This is a genomic window from Micromonospora sp. WMMD975, assembly GCF_029581215.1.
Lineage (GTDB): Bacteria > Actinomycetota > Actinomycetes > Mycobacteriales > Micromonosporaceae > Micromonospora.
Genome location: NZ_CP120739.1, coordinates 4010943 through 4029732 on the forward strand (window position 1 = coordinate 4010943; position 18790 = coordinate 4029732).

The 18790-nt window shown below is 75.6% G+C and carries 13 protein-coding genes; 7 read left to right on the forward strand and 6 right to left on the reverse strand.

Annotated features, from left to right (window positions below; translation table 11 throughout):
- Positions 1–14 precede the first annotated feature (14 nt).
- Genes O7613_RS17335 through O7613_RS17345 form a run of 3 tightly spaced genes read right to left on the reverse strand, consistent with a single transcriptional unit; the run spans position 15 to position 2681 of the window.
- Positions 15–1001, reverse strand: coding sequence for an ATP-binding cassette domain-containing protein (locus O7613_RS17335; RefSeq protein WP_282289296.1), 987 nt, complete (start codon positions 999–1001; stop codon positions 15–17).
- Complete coding sequence (locus O7613_RS17340; RefSeq protein ID WP_282289297.1) at positions 998–1837, reverse strand: ABC-2 family transporter protein; 840 nt, start codon at positions 1835–1837, stop codon at positions 998–1000. Before O7613_RS17340 ends, O7613_RS17335 begins: the two co-directional genes overlap by 4 nt.
- Positions 1830–2681: an ABC-2 family transporter protein gene (locus O7613_RS17345; RefSeq protein ID WP_348775418.1), complete on the reverse strand. Its 852-nt coding sequence runs from the start codon at positions 2679–2681 to the stop codon at positions 1830–1832. The genes O7613_RS17340 and O7613_RS17345 overlap by 8 nt, the downstream gene beginning before the upstream one ends.
- 3483 nt (positions 2682–6164) lie before the next feature.
- Between O7613_RS17345 and O7613_RS17350 the strand changes: the two genes are divergently transcribed.
- Together O7613_RS17350 and O7613_RS17355 are read left to right on the forward strand one after the other, a co-directional pair.
- Positions 6165–7472, forward strand: a complete 1308-nt coding sequence (locus O7613_RS17350; protein WP_282289299.1) for a WG repeat-containing protein — start codon at positions 6165–6167, stop codon at positions 7470–7472.
- A gap of 104 nt (positions 7473–7576) precedes the next feature.
- On the forward strand, positions 7577–8575 hold the full coding sequence (locus O7613_RS17355; RefSeq protein WP_281587360.1) for an aldo/keto reductase family protein: 999 nt from the start codon (positions 7577–7579) through the stop codon (positions 8573–8575).
- A gap of 48 nt (positions 8576–8623) precedes the next feature.
- On the opposite strand, the gene O7613_RS17360 is transcribed toward O7613_RS17355, so the two are convergent.
- Together O7613_RS17360 and O7613_RS17365 are read right to left on the reverse strand one after the other, a co-directional pair.
- Entirely contained in the window at positions 8624–9421 is a 798-nt protein-coding gene (locus O7613_RS17360; RefSeq protein WP_281587359.1) for a site-2 protease family protein, read from the reverse strand.
- On the reverse strand, positions 9418–9618 hold the full coding sequence (locus O7613_RS17365; protein ID WP_281587358.1) for a hypothetical protein: 201 nt from the start codon (positions 9616–9618) through the stop codon (positions 9418–9420). Before O7613_RS17365 ends, O7613_RS17360 begins: the two co-directional genes overlap by 4 nt.
- 113 nt (positions 9619–9731) lie before the next feature.
- On the opposite strand from O7613_RS17365, the gene O7613_RS17370 reads away from it, so the two are divergent.
- The 4 genes from O7613_RS17370 (at position 9732) to O7613_RS17385 (ending at position 15826) form a co-directional block, all read left to right on the forward strand.
- Entirely contained in the window at positions 9732–11411 is a 1680-nt protein-coding gene (locus tag O7613_RS17370; RefSeq protein ID WP_282289300.1) for a serine/threonine protein kinase, read from the forward strand.
- A 186-nt stretch (positions 11412–11597) separates the two neighbouring features.
- Positions 11598–13709: a bifunctional adenosylcobinamide kinase/adenosylcobinamide-phosphate guanylyltransferase gene (locus tag O7613_RS17375; RefSeq protein ID WP_282289301.1), complete on the forward strand. Its 2112-nt coding sequence runs from the start codon at positions 11598–11600 to the stop codon at positions 13707–13709.
- Entirely contained in the window at positions 13699–14472 is a 774-nt protein-coding gene (locus O7613_RS17380) for an adenosylcobinamide-GDP ribazoletransferase (protein WP_282289302.1), read from the forward strand. The genes O7613_RS17375 and O7613_RS17380 overlap by 11 nt, the downstream gene beginning before the upstream one ends.
- 61 nt (positions 14473–14533) lie before the next feature.
- Positions 14534–15826: a DUF2314 domain-containing protein gene (locus O7613_RS17385; protein WP_281587354.1), complete on the forward strand. Its 1293-nt coding sequence runs from the start codon at positions 14534–14536 to the stop codon at positions 15824–15826.
- Between the two features lie 86 nt (positions 15827–15912).
- Here the strand turns inward: O7613_RS17385 and gcvT are convergent, their stop codons facing one another.
- Positions 15913–17037, reverse strand: coding sequence for a glycine cleavage system aminomethyltransferase GcvT (gene gcvT, locus O7613_RS17390; RefSeq protein ID WP_282289303.1), 1125 nt, complete (start codon positions 17035–17037; stop codon positions 15913–15915).
- Between the two features lie 165 nt (positions 17038–17202).
- Here gcvT and O7613_RS17395 point away from each other — a divergent pair, with 165 nt between their 5' ends.
- The gene (locus tag O7613_RS17395) at positions 17203–18771 is read left to right on the forward strand and encodes a leucyl aminopeptidase (RefSeq protein WP_282289304.1); all 1569 of its coding nucleotides are present in this window, start codon (positions 17203–17205) and stop codon (positions 18769–18771) included.
- The last annotated feature ends 19 nt before the right edge of the window (positions 18772–18790 follow it).

An 18790-nucleotide genomic window follows, 5' to 3' on the forward strand; every position in this document is an offset into this window, starting at 1 on the left:
AGAAGGGCCCCCTCCTATACGCCAGGCGTTAACAGGGGCCCCCTCCTTTCACTGCGGTAGAGGCGGGCGACGACCTCCTCGATGTCCGGCTCGACGATGGAGATGTCGCGCAACGTGGTCAGGCCGGCGAGCGCCGCCACCACCTCGGCGACGCTCGCCTGTTCCAGCGCGAAGACCAGCCGCCGCCCGTCCGCCTCCGTCCGCAGCAGCGGCGCGCCGGGCAGCACCGGCGGCTCGGGCAACGCGGACTCCAACTCGGCGACGACCATCCGGCGCGAGCCGTGCCGGTGGTGCAGCTCGGCGATCGAGCCGTCGTGCACCACCCGCCCGTGGTCGATGACCACCAGCCGCCGGCAGAGCCGTTCGATGTCGGCCAGGTCGTGCGTGGTGAGCACGAGGGTGGTGTCACCGACCCCGCCCAGGTCGGCCAGGAAACCGCGGACCGCCTGTTTGCTGACCACGTCCAGCCCGATCGTCGGCTCGTCCAGGAAGAGCACCTCCGGGCCGTGCAGCAGCGCGGCGGTCAACTCGCCGCGCATTCGCTGGCCGAGGGAGAGCTGCCGGACCGGGATGTCCAGGAACTCGTCCAGGTCGAGCAGGCTCCGGCAGCGGGTCAGCCGGGCGGCGTGCTCGCCGGCCGGCACCCGGTAGATGTGCCGCAGCAGGTCGAACGAGTCCCGCAGCGGCAGGTCCCACCAGAGCTGGGACCGCTGCCCGAAGACCACCCCGATGCGCAGCGCCAGCCGGGTCCGGTCAGCCACCGGCCGCAGCCCGCAGACCCGCGCCCGCCCGGCCGACGGCGTCAGCACGCCGGTGAGCATCTTCAGCGTGGTCGACTTCCCGGCGCCGTTCGGGCCGATGTAGCCGAGCATCTCGCCGCGCTCCACCCGCAGGTCGACGCCGTCGACGGCGGTCACCGTCCGCTTCTCGCGGCGCAGCCGCCCGGCCCGGACCCGGACCGTGAACTCCTTGCGCAGCCCGTCCATCTCGATGACGCTCATGACCCCGTACTCCGGTAGTGACGGATCCCGACGCGCCAGGCCAGGGCGGCGACCGCCGCCGCGACCACCGCGACGCCCGGCGAGGCCCAGCCCACCCAGGGCGGCAGGCCGAGCGGGTCGGCGCGACCGAGCAGCGCCAGCGCCGGGTGGTAACTGACGAACGCGAACCCCATCCCGTACGCGAACAGCGCGCGGAACCAACCGCCGTAGACGGTGATCGGGTACGAGGTGAAGTCTCGCCCGCCGTAGGTCACCGAGTTGGCCAGCTCGCCGGAGTCGACCCAGTAGAACGACACCGTGGCGGTGGTGACGAAGACCGAGGCGAAGAAGACCACCGCGGCCGGCGGGGCGACCACGGCCAACGCGACCCGACCCGGGGTCCAGTCGATCCCGGCCGAGGCGAGCGCGAACACCAGCACGGCCAGCCCGAACACCGCCCGGGACGCCTTCCGCAGCGGCAGGTCCATCAGCAGCAGTTGGGGCAGCGCGGCGAGCGGGCGGACCAGCACCGCGTCGAAGAGGCCCGTGCGGACGTAGGTGGGTAGCCGCTCGATGTTGCCGACCAGCAGGTCGGCGGCGGCGAACCCGCACGACGAGAGCCCGACCACGACGAGCGTCTCGCGCAGCGTGAAGCCGCCCAGCTCGCGGGTCACCCCGAAGATGACCAGGACGGTGACCACGTCGAACACGGTCGCGCCCACGTTGCCGACCAGGTCGACCACGAACGACGTCCGGTATGCCGCCTGCGAACGCGCCTGCGCGCCGAGCAACACCCGGTACGCCCGCAGCACCCCCCGGCGCCCGGCCACCCTGGACGCACCGGCGTGCTCAGCCACCCTGGACCACCAGGCGGCGCTCGGCGCGCCGCTGGACCAGCCGGCAGAGCGCCAGCAGCAGCACCGCCCAGCCGAGTTGCACCCCGACCAGGCCGAGGCCGGTCGACAGCGGCTCCCGCTCGACGAGCACGTCCAGGGGGACCTGGAGGAGGCTGGGGAACGGGGTGGCGTACCGCAGGGTCGCCTCCAACCCGCCGGGCAGGAAACCGAGCGGGAAGTAGAGGCCGGCGAGCGCGCCCGAACCAAGCGTCCAGAGGATCATCGGGCCCCGCACGTCCTGCAACCAGTAGGCGGTGGCGTTGACCAGGTAGCGGCAGCCGAAGCAGACCACCACCGCGAGCAGGACGGAGACCAGGAACAGCGGCACCGTCGCCAAGTGTCGGGGCACGTGGACCGCGAAGAAGAACGGGCCGATCACCAGCGGGGGCACCAGCCGGGCGAGCGCGGCGAACCCGGCCCGCCCCAGGTCGATGGCGAGGTAGCTGGTGACCGGGTGCACCGGCCGCAACAGGTCGGCGGCCACCTCGCCGGAGCGGATCCGGTCGGCCAGCTCGGTCCAGCCCCAGATGGCGATGACCGCCAGCAGCCCCTGCCCGGCCCAGACGAACGTGCCGAGTTGGGCCCGGTCGTAGCCGGCCACGGTGCCGGTCGCGCCGGCGGCGGCGAGGAAGATGTAGCAGCGCAGGAAGCCGAACACGGTGTTGGTGACGAGGCCGGCCACGGCCACTTGGCGGTAGGTGGCGTGCCGACGGAAACCAGCCGCCACTATCGCGCCGAATGTCCGAAACCATGGGGTAACGTGTGCGGCCGGGGGAGCTGGCACAGTGGCGGTGACCGAGCCCACGCCGTTACCCTCCTTCCGCAGCCAGGACATGCCGGACCGAGCGACTCTACCGGCACGTCCGCCGCCCGAGCGCGACAATTTCCAACGAGGTGACACCGCCGTGAGCGAGCGACGCGAGCCGGTTCCGGGGCCGCGCCGCGCGAGCCGCGGGAGGGGCTGCCGATGAGTGGCTGGGGCAGCTGGCGCGAGCCGGCGGAACCGGCCTGGGCGCTCGAGCCCACCCACGAGTGGGAGCCGCAGTTTCCCGGGCAGCGCTACCCGGGCGACATCGGCCTCGAACACCTGACTCCCCCACCTCGCCGCCAGGCCGTGGTCGGGCGGGCCGAGGTACGCCCGGTCAGCCCTGCTCCCGACGACACCTATCCGGTCAGCCCGGCGAGCCCGCACCCGATCAGCCCGGCGTCGGACGTCGGCACCTATCCGGTCAGCCCGGCCGATTCGCGCGAGACGTACCCGATCAGCCCCGCCGGCCCGGATCGTCGGAGGCCCCGGCCCGACGACCGGCATCCGCACGGCCGGCAGGCCCCGCCCGAGCGTCTCGACCAGCATTGGGCGCGCCCGGCGGCGGCGTCGTACCGGTCCGGTTCGATCGAGCCGGGCTGGGCGCCGGAACCGAACGAGACCTCACGATCCGCCCCGGGCTGGTCCGAGCGCCGCCGGGCGGCGGACGACCGCCACGCCCCGACGAGCGGGCGCGAGTCCGCCTCCCGCGTCCAGTGGAGCCCGTCGCCCGACCCGCGTCGCACCCCCGCCGCCGACTGGCGGCACGAGCGTGGCTCGGACGGGCCGCGCGAACTCACCCCGGACGAGCCGCACGGGCCGTACGTCGACAGCTGGCAGGACCCCGCTCCCGACGACCGCCCGGAGCGGCGGGCCTTCGGTCGGCCGACCGACCGGCTCGATCACGACGGGGCCCCGGCGGAACGCGGCGGGGCCCCCCGCGGCGAGCCCCGCCGGGACGGCTGGCGCGACCCGGGCCCGCGTCCCCACACCGATCGGCGCGAGCCGGCCACCGGCCGCCGGGAGGACGGCCGGCCGGGCCGGGAGCCGGCCGCGCACACCGACACCCCGCGTCCGGCCGCCGGGCACGGCCGTGCCCCGCAACGCGCCGAGAGCGACCGGTACGCCGCACCGCGCCCGGTCGACCAGCGGCGGGACGGCCCGCACGACCGGACCTGGCCGCCGCAGGGCGAGTGGCCGGTGATCGAGCGGCGGCGACCCGCCGAGCCGGCCGCGTACCGGCCCGACGAGCGCCGCCGTCCAATCGAGGACGGCCGCCCGACCCAGCCGGCCGATGTTCCACGCCTCGACGGTCACCGCCCGGACGGTCACCGCGCCGACGGTCACCGCCCCGACCGGGACGGCATCGGCCGAGACGGCGTCGGCCGAGACGGCATCGGCCGAGACGGCATCGGCCGAGACGGCGTCGGCCGGACCCGTCCGGATTCGCGCGACGCCCGGCCAGCCGCCGCCCGCCCCGAACACGCCGGCCCACGCCCCGAACACCTCAGCCCACGCCCCGAACACGCCGGCCCACGCGCCGAGTCGGAAGTCGTTCGGCCGCCCACGACCGACGTACGTCCCGAACCCCGCCGGCGGCAGCCGGAGCCGGACGGGCGACGGTCGGACTCCGCCGCGCCCCCCGCTCACCGGCTCCGCCCGGAGCAGTGGCGGGCCCGACCCGACGAGCCCCAGCGCGCCCGTGGCGGCGACGCGCCTGCCCCTCCCGTACCGCCGGCCCGACCGGACGAGCCGCGACGGCCGGTCCCCCCGGTGCCGGGTCGACACGACGAGGTCCGCCGCCCCGCGCCGCCCGCCTACCCCGGCCTTCCGGCCCGGACACCCGGGACGGACCCGGTCCGGCCCGCCGTTGCGGGCTCCGCGGAGGTCCGGACCCCGCATGTCGCGCCGCCCCCACAGGCCACGTCCGCCGCACCGGTTCGGTCCGCACCGCGGGACACACCGGTCACATCGACACCGCCGGTCGCGTCGACCCCGCCGGTCGCGTCGACCCCGCCGGTCACGCCGACCCCGCCGGTCACGCCGACACCGCCGGTCACACCGGTCGGTACCGGCACCCCGCCGGCCGTGGACGAGTCACGCCGGACATCGCGGGCGGCGGACGGCGGCCTGGAGGCGTGGTTCCGGCCGAGCCAACCGGCGGCGGCCGAGGAAAGGGACACCGCCGCCACGGCTCCGGGCGACGACGCGCCCGCCGTCGTGTCCCCGCCGACCCGATCGGACGACCTGGACCGCCCGCCGACCCGATCGGACGAGCTGGACCGCCTCGACGCCGGCCAGCCGGGCGAGCAGTGGGACGAGACCGGCCAGCCGGGCGACCGGTCCGACCGGGACGACGCCCGGTCGACCGACGTGGTCGAGCCGGCCACGTCGGCCCGTCCGGTCACTTCCGACGACCAACTCGGTCAGACAGCGGCTGAACCGGGCGCAGCCGGCCCGGGCGCAGCCGCCGAGCCGGGACGGTCCGACGACCGTCGCCACGAACTCGGTTACGGGGACGACTCAGCGGACACGACCGGCCGCCACGTCACCGCCACGGATCCCGCCGGCCACCCCGCCACCCCAGAGTTGTCCGGGCCCGCCGCACGCACGGGGGCAACAGGGGTCGTCGTGCCGAGTGCGCGCCAGCCGGCCGAGCCCCGGACGCCCGAACCGTCCGCACCCTCGGACGGGACACCGTCGCCACCACCGCCCGCCACCACGGCATCCCAGCCCTCCGCCGTCGCCATGACGCCTCCGGACGGCTCGGCAGCCCGCGCGGCCCGCACGGTGAGCGACGACGAGCCGTCCGCGGATTCCGCACCGCCGGCCACGGCGGACGCGTCCGTCACGGCGAACACGGCGAACACGACGGCCACGGCGGACGCGACGGACGCGACGGACGCGACGGATGCGACGGATGCGACGGATGCGACACCGTGTCCCACCACGCCCCCGGCAGCACCCTCCGTCCCCCGCCCCGAGTTCGACGGGCCCGTACCAACGCCGGGCGGTGACGTCCGGGCCGCCGCCGCCGCCGCGCCGCCGCCGACGCCTGCCGACGGCGGGCCCGCCGGTTCGGCACCGGCGGCGGGCCACCGCGGTGAGGTCCGGTCCGGGGCGGATCCGGGCGGCCCGATCCCGAGCACGACGGAGTCGACCAGCAGCACAGCCCTCACCGAAAGCGCTCCCGCCGCTCCGAGCGGGACAGATCCCGCTGGTGCGGCACGAACGGAGAACGGCCCGGCCGGCACCTCCCCGCCGAATGGGGGCCCGGGTGGCGTCGATGACGGTGACACGGGCGGGGCCAACGACGCGAGGCCCGAAGCAAGCTCGACCAGCGCCGACGTACCCGAAGATCATTCGGGCGCCAGCGAGCCGGCCGAATCGGATGCGAAGGACGGGCCGCCGCGCCCACGTACCCCGGAATCGGGGCCTCCGGCCGAAGCCCGGACGGACGACGAACCGGCCCCGGCGCCTCCGGTGGATCCGGAGCAGGCCCTGGCCGCCGTCGACTGGCGGCTGCACCCGGAGACGCTGCGCGAGGAGGCGCCCGACCCGGCGGAGCTGAGCCGGATCCGGGACGGCCTCACCGGCAAGCTCGGCACCGCGCTCGACAATCGCAGCCGGGCCCGGCTGCTGGGTCTGCGCTCGGTGGCGTCCCGGATCCTCGGCGACCACGACGACGCGGTCGCCGACGCGCGGCTGGCCCTGACGTACGCGGAGGCCACCGGCGAGTTGCGGCGGACCTCGCTGGCCCGCGCGCGCCTCGCCGAGGTGCTGCGTTGGCGGGGCGAGCACGCGGAGGCCGACCGGCTCTTCGCCGAGGCGAACTCACCGGAACTGCCCGACCGGTTGCGCGCGTTGCTACACGAGCACGCCGCGCGTTCCTGCTATGACCAGGGCCGGCTGACCGAGGCGTGCCTGCACTTCGAGCGGGCGCTGGACCTGCGCCAGGGCGAGGACACGGCGATGAACGCGCGGACCGAGGTGGCGCTGGACGCGGTCGCGGCGCGGGCCGCCGGCGACGGCTTCGGGCCGCCGCCGCGCGGCCGGGCGGAGGTGCTCGGCACCCCGCGGTACCCGGTGGCGACGTTCGACGACTCCGAGCGGCTCTGGGGGTACGCGGACGCCGACGGCGAGATGGTGATCGCGCACCGGTACGCCGAGGTGCAGCCGTTCCAGGAGGGGCTGGCCTGGGTGCGTCGCCCGGAGGCGTCCCGCTGGGCGTTGATCGACACCACCGGGGCAGCGCTGATCGAGGCGAACAACGGCTACCGGGCGGCGGGCGGCTTCGCCGAGGGCCTGTCGTGGGTCTCCATGGACGGCAAGGGTCGGTGGATGGCCGTCGACCGGATGAACATCGTCAAGGTCCCGCCCGGGTACGAGGAGGTCCGGCCATTCCGCAACGGCCTGGCCGCGGTGCGGCGCAACGGCGGATGGGGCGCGGTCAACCGGGACGGCGAGGTCGTGCTGCCGACCCGCTACCACGGCCTCGGCACGCCGCTGGCCGACGGCCGGCTGCTTGACGGTTTCACCGCCGACGGACTGGCCGTGGTCGAGGTGTCCGGCCGCCGGGGTGTGGTGGACCGCGCCGGCCGGATGCTTGTGGCGCCCGCGTATCCGGCGCTCGTGGTGCACCCGGTGGCGTTCCTGGTCACCACCGGCTCGGGCCGCTGGGGCGCGCTGGACCGGCGTGGCGAGCCGCTGATCGACCCGGTGCACCCGGGCCGCGCCGCGGTGGCCGCGGAGATCGACCGGCTGCTCGCCGACACCTCGCCGGTGCTCTGAGCCCGGTTCACGCCGACCGGGCAGGCGCACGTCGTGCGCTGTCGCGGCGGCAGGGCGCTGAGCGCCGCACGGCGCCGGCGTCCGCGCGGGGCTAGGGTCGAGGGATGGAATTCCGACACCTGGGCCGCTCCGGCCTGATGGTCAGCGAGATCTCGTACGGCAACTGGATCACCCACGGCTCACAGGTCGAGGAGGAGGCCGCGGTCGCCTGCGTGCGGGCCGCCCTCGACAGCGGCATCACCACCTTCGACACCGCCGACGTCTACGCCGGCACCCGGGCCGAGTCGGTGCTCGGCCGGGCACTCAAGGGCGAGCGCCGTGACGGGCTGGAGATCTTCACCAAGGTCTACTGGCCGACCGGCCCGGGCCGCAACGACCGCGGCCTGTCCCGCAAGCACATCATGGAGTCGATCGACGGCTCGCTGCGCCGCCTCCAGACCGACCACGTCGACCTCTACCAGGCCCACCGTTACGACGTCAGCACGCCGCTGGAGGAGACGATGGAGGCGTTCGCCGACGTGGTGCGCGCCGGCAAGGCGCACTACATCGGCGTCTCCGAGTGGACCGCGTCGCAGCTGCGCGAGGCGCACGCGCTCGCCCGCGAGCTGCGCATCCCGCTGATCTCCAACCAGCCACAATATTCGATGCTGTGGCGGGTCATCGAGACCGAGGTGATCCCGGCCAGCGAGGAGCTGGGCGTCGGCCAGATCGTCTGGTCGCCGATGGCCCAGGGCGTGCTCTCCGGGAAATACCTGCCCGGCCAGCCGCCGCCGGCCGGCTCCCGGGCCACCGACGAGAAGTCCGGCGCGGACTTCATCGCCAAATGGCTCACCGACGACGTGCTCACCCGGGTGCAGCAGCTCAAGCCGATCGCCGAGCAGGCCGGGCTGACCATGCCGCAGCTCGCCGTCGCCTGGGTGCTCCAGAACCCGAACGTCGCCTCGGCGATCATCGGCGCGTCCCGGCCCGAGCAGGTGCACGACAACGTGAAGGCGGCCGGTGTGAAGCTCGACGCCGGCCTACTCAAGGCGATCGACGAGATCGTCGAGCCGGTCACCGAGCGGGACCCGGCGAAGACCGTGAGCCCGGCGCAGCGTCCCTGACGCCCGGCGTCCCCGGGCCGGCGTGCGCCGGCCCGGGGACGACCACGGTCAGCCCTGCCAGAAGCGGATCAGGTAGAACCCGATCTGATAGAAGTCACGCGGCAGGCCGAGCGCGTCGCCGACCGCGAAGACCCCGGTGAAGAACGCGCCGCCGATCCGCGGGCTCCAGAGCAGCGCGAAGAGCAGGATGAATCCGTACGGGGCGAACAGGTCGTACATCCGCCGGTAGGCGGGACTGAGCCAGGGCTGGATCATGTTGCCGCCGTCCAGGCCCGGCACCGGCAGCAGGTTGAGCACGCTCGCCATGAGCTGGAGGAACGCCAGCAGCCCGACGCCGGCCCAGAACTCCAGCGGCCCGCCCAGCGACGGCCCCCAGTTCACGGCCGCGATCAACAGCAGCGTGAACAGCACGTTCGTGGCCGGCCCGGCCAGGCTGACCAGGGTGTGCCGCAGCCGGCCGGGAATGGCGTGCCGGTCCACCCAGACCGCGCCGCCGGGCAGGCCGATGCCGCCGAGCAGCAGCACCACCACCGGCAACACGATCGACAGCAGTGGGCTGGTGTATTTCAGCGGGTTGAGCGTCAGGTAGCCCCGGTGCGCGATGTCCCGGTCGCCGGACCGGTACGCGATCACGGCGTGCGCGTACTCGTGCAGGCAGAGCGAGACCAGCCAGCCGGCGACCACGAAGAGGAAGACGTCGAACCGGACGTTGCCGTACCCGTTCCAGGTCATCACCCCGCCGGCCACGAAGAGCGCGACCAGGGCCAGGAAGATCGGGCTCGGCCGGAACGCCGCCCGGGGCACGCCGAGGACCAGCGGGTCGCCCGGGCGGTCGTAGCCGGTCATTCGGCCGGGGGCTGCAGGCTCATCCGGTATTCCACCCGGTCGTCCTCGACCAGGGCGACGGAGGTGACGCCGGACGTCGCGAGCTCCCGCCAGGTCTGACCGATCCACGACTCGGCGTCCGCCTGACTCGTGAACGACTCACCCGGCCCGTCGACCGTCTCGCCGTTCGTGCCCTCGTACCGCCAGCTCCACGCCATGCCGCGTCTCCCCTCGCCGCCGTCGTCCCGTGGGACGCCAAACCCCCGCAAGCCTAGTCGGCCGTCCGCGCGACGGCCCGCCGCCATATCGACGGGGCCGGTACGGTGACGCGGTGCTGACTTCAGGAGTGGTGCTCAGCGACCGCTACCGACTGGACGAGCGCATCGCCACCGGCGGCATGGGCACCGTGTGGAAGTGCACGGACACGCTGCTCGGTCGCGTCGTCGCGGTGAAGGTGATGCTGCCCTCGCTGCTCGCCGATCCGGAGTTCACCACCCGCTTCCACGCCGAGGCCCGGATGCTCGCCGCGCTGCGCCACCCCGGCATCGTGCAGGTCCACGACTTCGGCTCCGCCACGCTCGCCGACGACAGCCGGGTCAGCTACCTGGTGATGGAGTACGTGGACGGGCGCCCGCTGACGAGTTGGGTGCGGCAGGCCGGCCGGCTCGACCCGGCGTCCACCATGTCGGTGGTGGCACAGGCCGCGCAGGCGCTGCACGCCGCCCACCTCGCCGGCATCGTGCACCGCGACGTGAAGCCGGGAAACCTGCTGGTCAAGCGGGACGGCACGGTGGTGCTCGTCGACTTCGGCCTGGCCCGGGCCCACACCATGGCCGGCCTCACCGCCGCCCACATGGTGCTCGGCACCGCCTCGTACATGTCCCCGGAGCAGGCGTCCGGCCAGCCCGTCTCGCCCGCCACCGACGTCTACGCGCTCGGCGCGGTCGCGTACTACTGCCTGGCCGGCCGGCCGCCCTTCCACGGTGACCACCCGATCCAGGTGGCGATGCGGCACGTGCAGGACGAGCCGGCGCCGCTGCCGCCGGCCACACCCCCGGCGGTGGTCGAGGTGATCGCGCGGGCGCTGGCGAAGAGCCCGCGCGACCGCTTCCCGACCGCGGTGACCCTGGCCGAGGGCGCGCGGGACGCCCGGGACGCCACCCTCGCGGGCGTACCGGCCCCGCCGCGCCCGCCGTGGGCGGTGAGCGGCCCGGGACCGTCGACGTCCGAGGCGGACGACCGTACGGCGGCCGGGGCCGGCGAAGCGGCGCTCGGCACGAATGTCCCGCCCGGGCCGGACGGCGGACCCGGGACGCGGAGGGAGCCGGCGCGACCCGGGCGGCGGTCGATGGCGCTTGTCGGGGCCGGCGGCCTGGTGGTGGTCGCGGTGCTGACGGCCGTGGTCGTGGCGGCGCTCCGCTCCCCCGACGACCCGTCGCCGGGGGCGGAGCCGACCGTGCTCGCGGGTGAGTCCGCGGTCCCCGGCTCCGTGACGCCGGTGTCCCCGAGCGGCGCCGGACCGGCGACTCCGGGCGCGAGCCGCACCGGGCGGCCCAGCCGGTCGCCGTCGGCCACCCCGGGCCGTTCCGCGCCGCCGGCCGGCGAACCGGCCGGAGGCGAGCCGAGCACCGGTGCGCCCACGCCGACCGGGGACCCGACGGCGGCCCCGCAGCCGAACCCGTACACCGCCGTCCAGGTGTGCGGCGGCGGCTACCGGGTGATCGACTCGGCCACCCTGACCAGGGACGGGGTCCGGCAGGGGCGGGTCTACCTGCTCTACAGCACCGAGGCCGGGGCCAACTGCGTGGTGACGCTCAAGGACGCCGGCGTCGGGCAGGTCACCACCGTCAGCACGTACCTGCAGGTCAAGGGCAAGGGCCGGCAGACCGAGAGCGGCGGGTACAGCTACTACGCCGGCCCGGTGCGCGCCACCGCCGCCGGCGTCTGCGTGAAGTGGGGCGGCTCGACCGGCGGCGCGTCCTACGGCAGCGCCTTCGAGCACTGCGGCTGAGGTTCCGGCCGAACGACCGCGGTCGCACGATGGCCCGCCAATCGCAAGATCCACTCCACTCCGTCGACGTGGCGGGGTCAACGGCACACCGATGCCCCCACCTCGCCGACCTGGAGTGGATCTTGCGGCGTCGCGAGCCCTGGGGCGAGGTGCCCGGACCCGGAGCGGGCGAACTAAGGTACGGGCATGTCCGTTGACGGGTGGCACACCCTCCTGGTGCTCGGCGGTATCCGCTCCGGCAAGTCCGGGTTCGCCGAGTCCCTGGTCGCCGACGCGCCCATGGTCCGCTACGTGGCGACCGCCCCCGCCGGGGAGCCCGACGACACCGAGTGGGCGGCCCGCCTCGCGACGCACCGGGCCCGGCGGCCGGGGAGCTGGACCACCGAGGAGACCGCGGCGGACCCGGGCCGGCTGGTCGAGGTGATCGCCGCCGCCGGCCCGAACGACACGCTGCTCGTGGACGACCTGGGCGGCTGGGTCACCGTGCTGCTCGACCCGGCGCACCAGCCGGCCGACGACACCGCCACCATCGCCGAGCTGGCCGCGGCGGTGCGGGCGAGCGAGGCGCGGCTGGTGCTGGTCAGCCCGGAGGTGGGCCTGTCCCTGGTGCCCACCACCCCGCTGGGCCGGGCATTCACCGACGCGCTGGGCGCGACCAACCGGGCGGTGGCCGACGCCTGCGACGCGGTCGCGCTCGTGGTGGCCGGGCAGACCGCCTGGCTCAAGCCCGCCGCCGCACCGGCACCGCCGGTCCAGGCCAAGCCGACACAGCACGCCCACGCCGCACCGGCACAGCCCGTACCGACCCCGCCGGCACAGCACGCTCCGCCGGACCAGGGCGCACCGGACCAGGGCCAGGGCGCACCGGACCAGGTCGTCCTCGGCGTCCCAGCCGGACCCGCTGGGGCGGACGTCCCGGCGTGGCCCGGGCTTGACCAGCCAACCGCGTCCACCGAGCATCGACCGGAGGGCGACGTAGCGGACGCGCCGCTGCCAGAGGTGCTCACCCCCACCGCGAGCCCGACGCCGGCCCCGGCGCAGGCCGGCACGGCCGACGCCGGCGACTGGGCGGCGCCCACCATGGCGCTGCCGATGATCGCCACCGGCCTGGTCATCCAGCCGGGCATGGAACTGCCGATGCCCGACGACTACACCGGCCCGCAGGCGGTCGACCGGCTGGCCACCCTGGACCTGCCCGGCGCCGGTCTCGGCGTGCTGGAGCAGGTGGTCGGCTTCGCCGCCGCCACCCAGGGCACCTCGACCCCGCGCCCGTGGGACAGCGTGCGGGTGCTGCTGCTGCACGGCGACCACTCCGGTGGGGCGTCGGCCGGCACGGTGGCCGGCGAGTCGGCCCGCCGCGCCCGGCAGGCCCGCGCCGGCCGGGGCGCGCTGGCCCGGCTGGCCGCCGAGAACGGCGCGAGCCTCCAGGTCGTCGAGGCGCCCACGTCGGCGCCGTTCGAGGACGGGCCGGCGCTTCCCGAGGACCAGGTCGAGGCGGCACTGCGCTACGGCTGGCGGCTGGCCGAGCAGGCCGCCGACGCGGGCGTACAACTGCTGGTGCTGGCGGCCTGCGGGGCCGGCGCCGAGGCAGCCGCCGCGGCGGTGCTGGCGGCCACCGCCGGCGCGGAGCCGCCGGCGGTGCTCGGCCGCGTGGTGACCGAGCAGGGCGAGATCGACGACAACGCCTGGATGGTCCGCTGCGCGGCCGTCCGGGACGCGCTGCACCGCACCCGGCGCTCCCCCCGGGAGGCCAAGGACGTCCTGGCCGAGTTGGGCGGCGGCGACATCGCGATGGCCACCGGCGTGCTGCTCGGCGCGACCGCCCGGCGGGTTCCGGTGCTGCTCGACGGTCCGGTCGGCACCGCCGCCGGCATGGTCAGCCGGGACCTCGCCGGGCAGGCGCGGCACTGGTGCCTGCTGCCCGACCACGGCGGCCGTCCCGGCGTGCGGCTCGCCGCCGACGTGCTCGGCCTAACGCCGTTGCTGGATCTGCGCCTCGACCTGGGCGAGGGGGCGGGCGCGCTGGCCGCCCTGCCGCTGCTGCGCGCGGCGCTCACGCTCGCCGCCACCCTGCCGGTGCACCCGTCGCTGGGCGGCGCCGAGGACGAGAGCTACGCCGAGCCCGAGCCGTCCACCCCGGCGTACGCGCCGGAGCCCGCCGAACCGGCGTTCGGCCAGCCCGAGTCCGGCGAACCCGAGTCCGGCGAGCCGGCGTTCGGCGAGCCGGCGCCGGCCGGGCCGGGTCCGACCACGATCGGGTCCGACGAGCCGGTCACGCCCGGCCGACGTGCCGACTGAGCCCCGGCTCGCCGACGGCGTCCGGCTGGCGCTCACCACGTTCACCACCGCGCCGGTCCGCGCCGGCCGGGTCGACCGGGTCACGGCCGGCACCGCGATGGCGCTGGCCCCGGCCGTCGGCGCGCTGCTCGGCGCGGCGCTCGGCGGGGCGCTGCTGCTGGCCGGGGCGCTGGCGCCGCCCCTGGTCGCCGCCGGGGTCACGGTCGGGCTGGGCGCGCTGCTGACCCGCGGCCTGCACCTGGACGGGCTGGCCGACGCCGTGGACGCGCTCGGCTCGTACCGGCGGGGGCCGGCCGCGCTGGCGATCATGAAGCAGCCGGACGTCGGGCCGTTCGGGGTGGTCGCGCTCGTCGTCGTACTCCTGCTCCAGACCGCCGTGCTGGCGGAGTTGGTCGGGCGGGACGCGCCGGCGGCGCTCGCCGGGGTGGTCGCGGCCACCGCGGCCGGGCGGCTCGCCGCCGGCCTGGCGTGCCGCCGCGGGGTGCCGGCGGCCCGGCCGGACGGGCTGGGCGCGCTGGTGGCCGGCACGGTCGGGTGGGGCGCCCTGGCGGTCGGCGCGCTCGCCGTGACGCTGCTTGCCGCGCCCGCGGTGCCGGGCCGCCCGTGGCAGGGGCCGCTCGCCGTGCTCGGCGCGCTCGCCGTCGCGGCCGGGCTCCTGCGGCACCTGGTACGCCGCTTCGGCGGCATCACCGGCGACGTCCTCGGCGCCCTGGTCGAGGTCGTCACCACGCTGTCCTACCTGGGACTGGTGCTGACCGCCTGAACCGTGCCCGGTCGGGCGGGTAGCGTTCGGGTGAGTGCACCGGCGGGTCGAGGGAGACGGCATGCTCATCACGGACGACTTCCTGCCCGTACCGGTGCCGGAGTCGCTCGACGCGACCTACCTGGTGCCGATCGACGGGCTGCCCCGGGTGAGTCCGAAGACGGCGGTGGAGGGGCTGGCCGGCCGGCTCGCCGCCCCGGTGTACGGGCTGGCCCGGCAGATGCTCGACAGCCCCCTGATGAGCGTGGACACGCGCACCGTCGACGAGTTCCCCGAGCTGCCGCCGGACCTGCTCGCCGCGTTCGGCGCCACCGAGGAGCAACTCGCCCGGCTGGCCGCCGCCACCCACCTGGTGGTGGTGCAGGCCGAATACCGGCCGGGCTGGCCGCCGGCGCACGAGTGGGCGGCCCGGGCGGTCGCCGCGGCGGTCGCCGAGACGGTCGGCGGGGACGTGGTGGACGTGTTCGGGCTCCAGTTCCTCGACCCGGCGACCGCGCTGCGCTCCCTCCCGGACGAGCACGGCCGGATCCGGCTCGTCGACTGGGTGCTGGTGCCCTACTCCTCCGACGCCGACGGGCTCTGGTTCACCACCAAGGGGCTGCGCCGCTTCGGGCTGCTGGAGTTGCAGGCCCAGGGCGTGCCGGACCACCTCACCCGGGCCTGGGGCGCGGTGATGACCGGGGCGGCCCGGCGGCTGCTGCGGGACTGGACCGACGGGCTGACCGGCGAGGAGGTGCCGGCGTTCGTGCAGCTCCCGGTGCTGGCCACGGTGACCGGGCACGACATCGCGGTGGCGTACGGCAACCCGGAGCAGCACGGCGCGACGGCGCCGGTGCTGCTGCGCCTGGAGCTGGACCCGGCCACCGACCCGGACGCCGACTCGTTCCTCAGCCTCAACCCGCCGCCCGGGCATCCCGGGCCGCCGGGCCGCTACTTCGCCGCCGCCTGCGCGACGCTGTTCGACGGCATCCAGCCCGACGTCCGGTACGCCCGCACCGGTGACGCGATGAGCCGGGCGGTCGCGACCGCCCGGGCCGCGCTCGGCGACATCCGGGCCCGGTTCCTCGCCGGCGGGCTGCCTTCGGAGAGCCAGCTCGTGGTCAAGTACGGTCTGCCCGGCGACGACGGCCCGGAGTACGTCTGGGCCGGCGTCACCTCGTGGGACGCCCCGGAACGGATCGTCGGCGCGAGCGCCACCGACGCCAACAGCGACCCGAGCGTACGGATCGGCTCGCCGGTCGTGGTCGAGGCGTCCGACGTGGTCGACTGGGCCGTCCTGGACGGCACCGGCGTGCTGGAGGGCGGCTGGACCCAGGCCGTCCTGGACGCCGGCGAACGCCTGCGCGAGGACTGACCCGGGCGTCTCAGCCCGAGCGCCTGCGCGAGGACTGACCCGGGCGTCTCAGCCCGAGCGCCTGCGCGAGGACTGACCCGGGCGTCTCAGCGGACCGAGGGCTTGACGAACGGCGGCCTGGTCAGGCACATCCGGGCGCGGCGACCGCGGATGTCCACCGCCAGTTCCTCGCCGTCGGGCAGCTTCGGGTCGGTGTCGACCAGGGCGAGCGCGATGCCGTGCTTGAGCGTCGGGCTGAACGTGCCGCTGGTGACCACGCCGACCTGCCGGTCACCGGCGTACACGGTCATGCCGGGGCGCGGGATGGCCCGATCCACCGCGGCGAGGCCGCGCAGCGTACGGGCCGGGCCGGCGGCCTTCTCGGCGCGCAGCACGTCCCGGCCCCAGAAGGCCGGCTTGTCCCAGCCCACCGCCCAGCCGGAGCGGCCCTGCACCGGGGTGATCTCCGGGGAGAGATCCTGCCCGTGCAGCGGGTATCCCATCTCGGTGCGCAGCGTGTCCCGCGCGGCCAGGCCGCAGGCGCGCACGTCGGGCCCAGCGGCGAAGAGCGCGTCCCAGACCGCGACCGCGTGTTCGGCGGGTACGACCAGCTCGTAGCCCAGCTCGCCGGTGTAGCCGGTGCGGCAGACGGTCAGCTCGACGCCGGCCAGCGTGGCGGCGGAGAAGCTCATGTAGTCGTGCCCGGTGGGCAGGCCGAGCGCGGTGAGCAGGTCCGCCGAGCCGGGCCCCTGGACGGCGAGCACCGCGTACGCCTCGTGCTCGTCGGTGACGGTCACGCCGGCCGGCGCGGCGGCGCGCAACCGGCGGGCCACCTCGGCGGTGTTCGCCGCGTTCGGCACCAGGAAGACGTCGTCGTCGGCGTGCAGGTAGGCGATGATGTCGTCCACCACGCCGCCGGTGGCGTCGTCGCAGCAGAGCGTGTACTGGGCCTGGCCGGGCGCGATCCGGCCGAGGTCGTTGGTCAGGCAGGCGTTGACGAAGTCCGCCGCGCCGGGCCCGGCGACCCGGATCTTGCCCAGGTGCGAGACGTCGAAGACACCCACCCCGGTACGCACGGCCGTGTGCTCCTTGAGCACGCCGCCACCGGCGTACTCGAGCGGCATCTGCCAGCCGCCGAAGGGGGCGAGTTTCGCGCCGAGCGCGGTGTGTCGCTCGTGCAGCGGGGAACGGCGCAGCCGGGTCTCGGCGGCGGCGGGGGTCACCTCGGTCATGGGTGGCAACTTACCGGCCGGGCCCCTGGTGGTTAGCATCGGCGGGATCCCGTCGGAGCGCATCGGCGGGACAGCCACGCTTCCGGCGGGTAGGTTGCCGCCGGAGAGACCTTCATCGCCGGTACGCGACGACGCGGCCGGCCCGGCCCGCCCGGAGTAGCTTTCGTGACATCGCCCCGTACCACCCTCAGCCTGGTCGACACCGACCCCGCCGAACTCGCCGTCGACGCGATCGTGATCGGCGTGCACAGCCAGACCACCGAACCGGGCGACGGCTCACCCGCCGCCGCCCTGCTGCTGGCCAGCGGCGCGGAGAGCATCGCCGCCGCGTTCGACGGAAAGCTGACCGAGACGCTGGCCCTGCTCGGCGCGACAGGTGGCCCGGGCGAGGTGATCAAGCTGGCCACGCTCGGCACGGTGACCGCCCCGGTGGTCGTCGCCGTCGGGCTCGGCCCGGAGCCCGCCGGCGCCGCGCCCGCCCCCGAGTCCCTGCGCCGGGCCGCCGGCGCGGCGGTGCGGGCGCTGGCCGGCTCGCCGCGGGTCGCCCTCGCCCTGCCGTTGCCCGACGACGCCGACGCCCCGGCCGCGCTGCGCGCGGTCGCCGAGGGCGCGCTGCTCGGCGGTTACCGGTTCGCCGGTTACAAGACCAAGCCGCAGCCGACCCGCCGGGAGCCGGTGGCGGAGGTGCTGGTCGCGGTGCCGGACGCCGCCGACGCGACCGCCCAGGCCGAGGTGGCCCGGGCGCAGGCGGTGGCCGGCGCGGTGCGGACCAGCCGGGACTGGGTCAACACCGCCCCGAACGAGTTGCGCCCGCCGGCGTTCGCCGACGCGGTGGCGACCGCCGCCCGGGAGGCCGGGCTCGACGTCGAGGTGCTGGACGAGGCGGCGCTGGCCGCCGGTGGCTACGGCGGCATCATCGCCGTCGGCCAGGGCTCGGAGGCGCCGCCGCGGCTGGTGAAGCTCACGTACACGCCGGCCGGAGGCGGCAACGGCAAGCGGGTCGCGCTTGTCGGCAAGGGCATCACGTTCGACACCGGCGGCATCTCGATCAAGCCGGCGCAGGGCATGTGGGAGATGAAGTCGGACATGGCCGGCGCGGCGGCGGTCGGCGCGGCCATGCTGGCGGTGGCGGCGCTCAAGCCGTCCGTGACGGTCACCGGCTACCTCCCGATGGCGGAGAACATGCCGTCGGGCACCAGCTACCGGCCGGGCGACGTGATCACCATGTTCAACGGCAAGAAGGTCGAGGTGCTCAACACCGACGCCGAGGGCCGGATGGTCCTGGCCGACGCCATCGCCCGGGCCTGCTCCGACGGCACCGACTACCTGTTCGAGACGTCGACGCTCACCGGCGGCCAGGTGATCTCGCTGGGCAAGCGGATCGCCGGCGTGATGGGCAGCCCGGAGCTGTGCGAGCGGGTGCGGCTGGCCGGCGACGCGACCGGCGAGCCGGCCTGGCCGATGCCGCTGCCGGACGACGTGCGCAAGGGCATGGAGTCCGACGTGGCCGACATCTCCCAGGTCAACGCCGGCATGGACCGGGCCGGGCACATGCTCCAGGGCGGGGTCTTCCTGCGCGAGTTCGTCGCCGACGAGGTGGCCTGGGCGCACATCGACATCGCCGGCCCCGGCTACCACTCGGGCGAGCCCACCGGCTACCTGACGAAGGGCGGCACCGGCGTGCCGGTGCGAACCCTGCTAGCGCTGGTGGACGACGTCGCCGCCAACGGCTGAGGGGTAAGGAGGGGCCCCC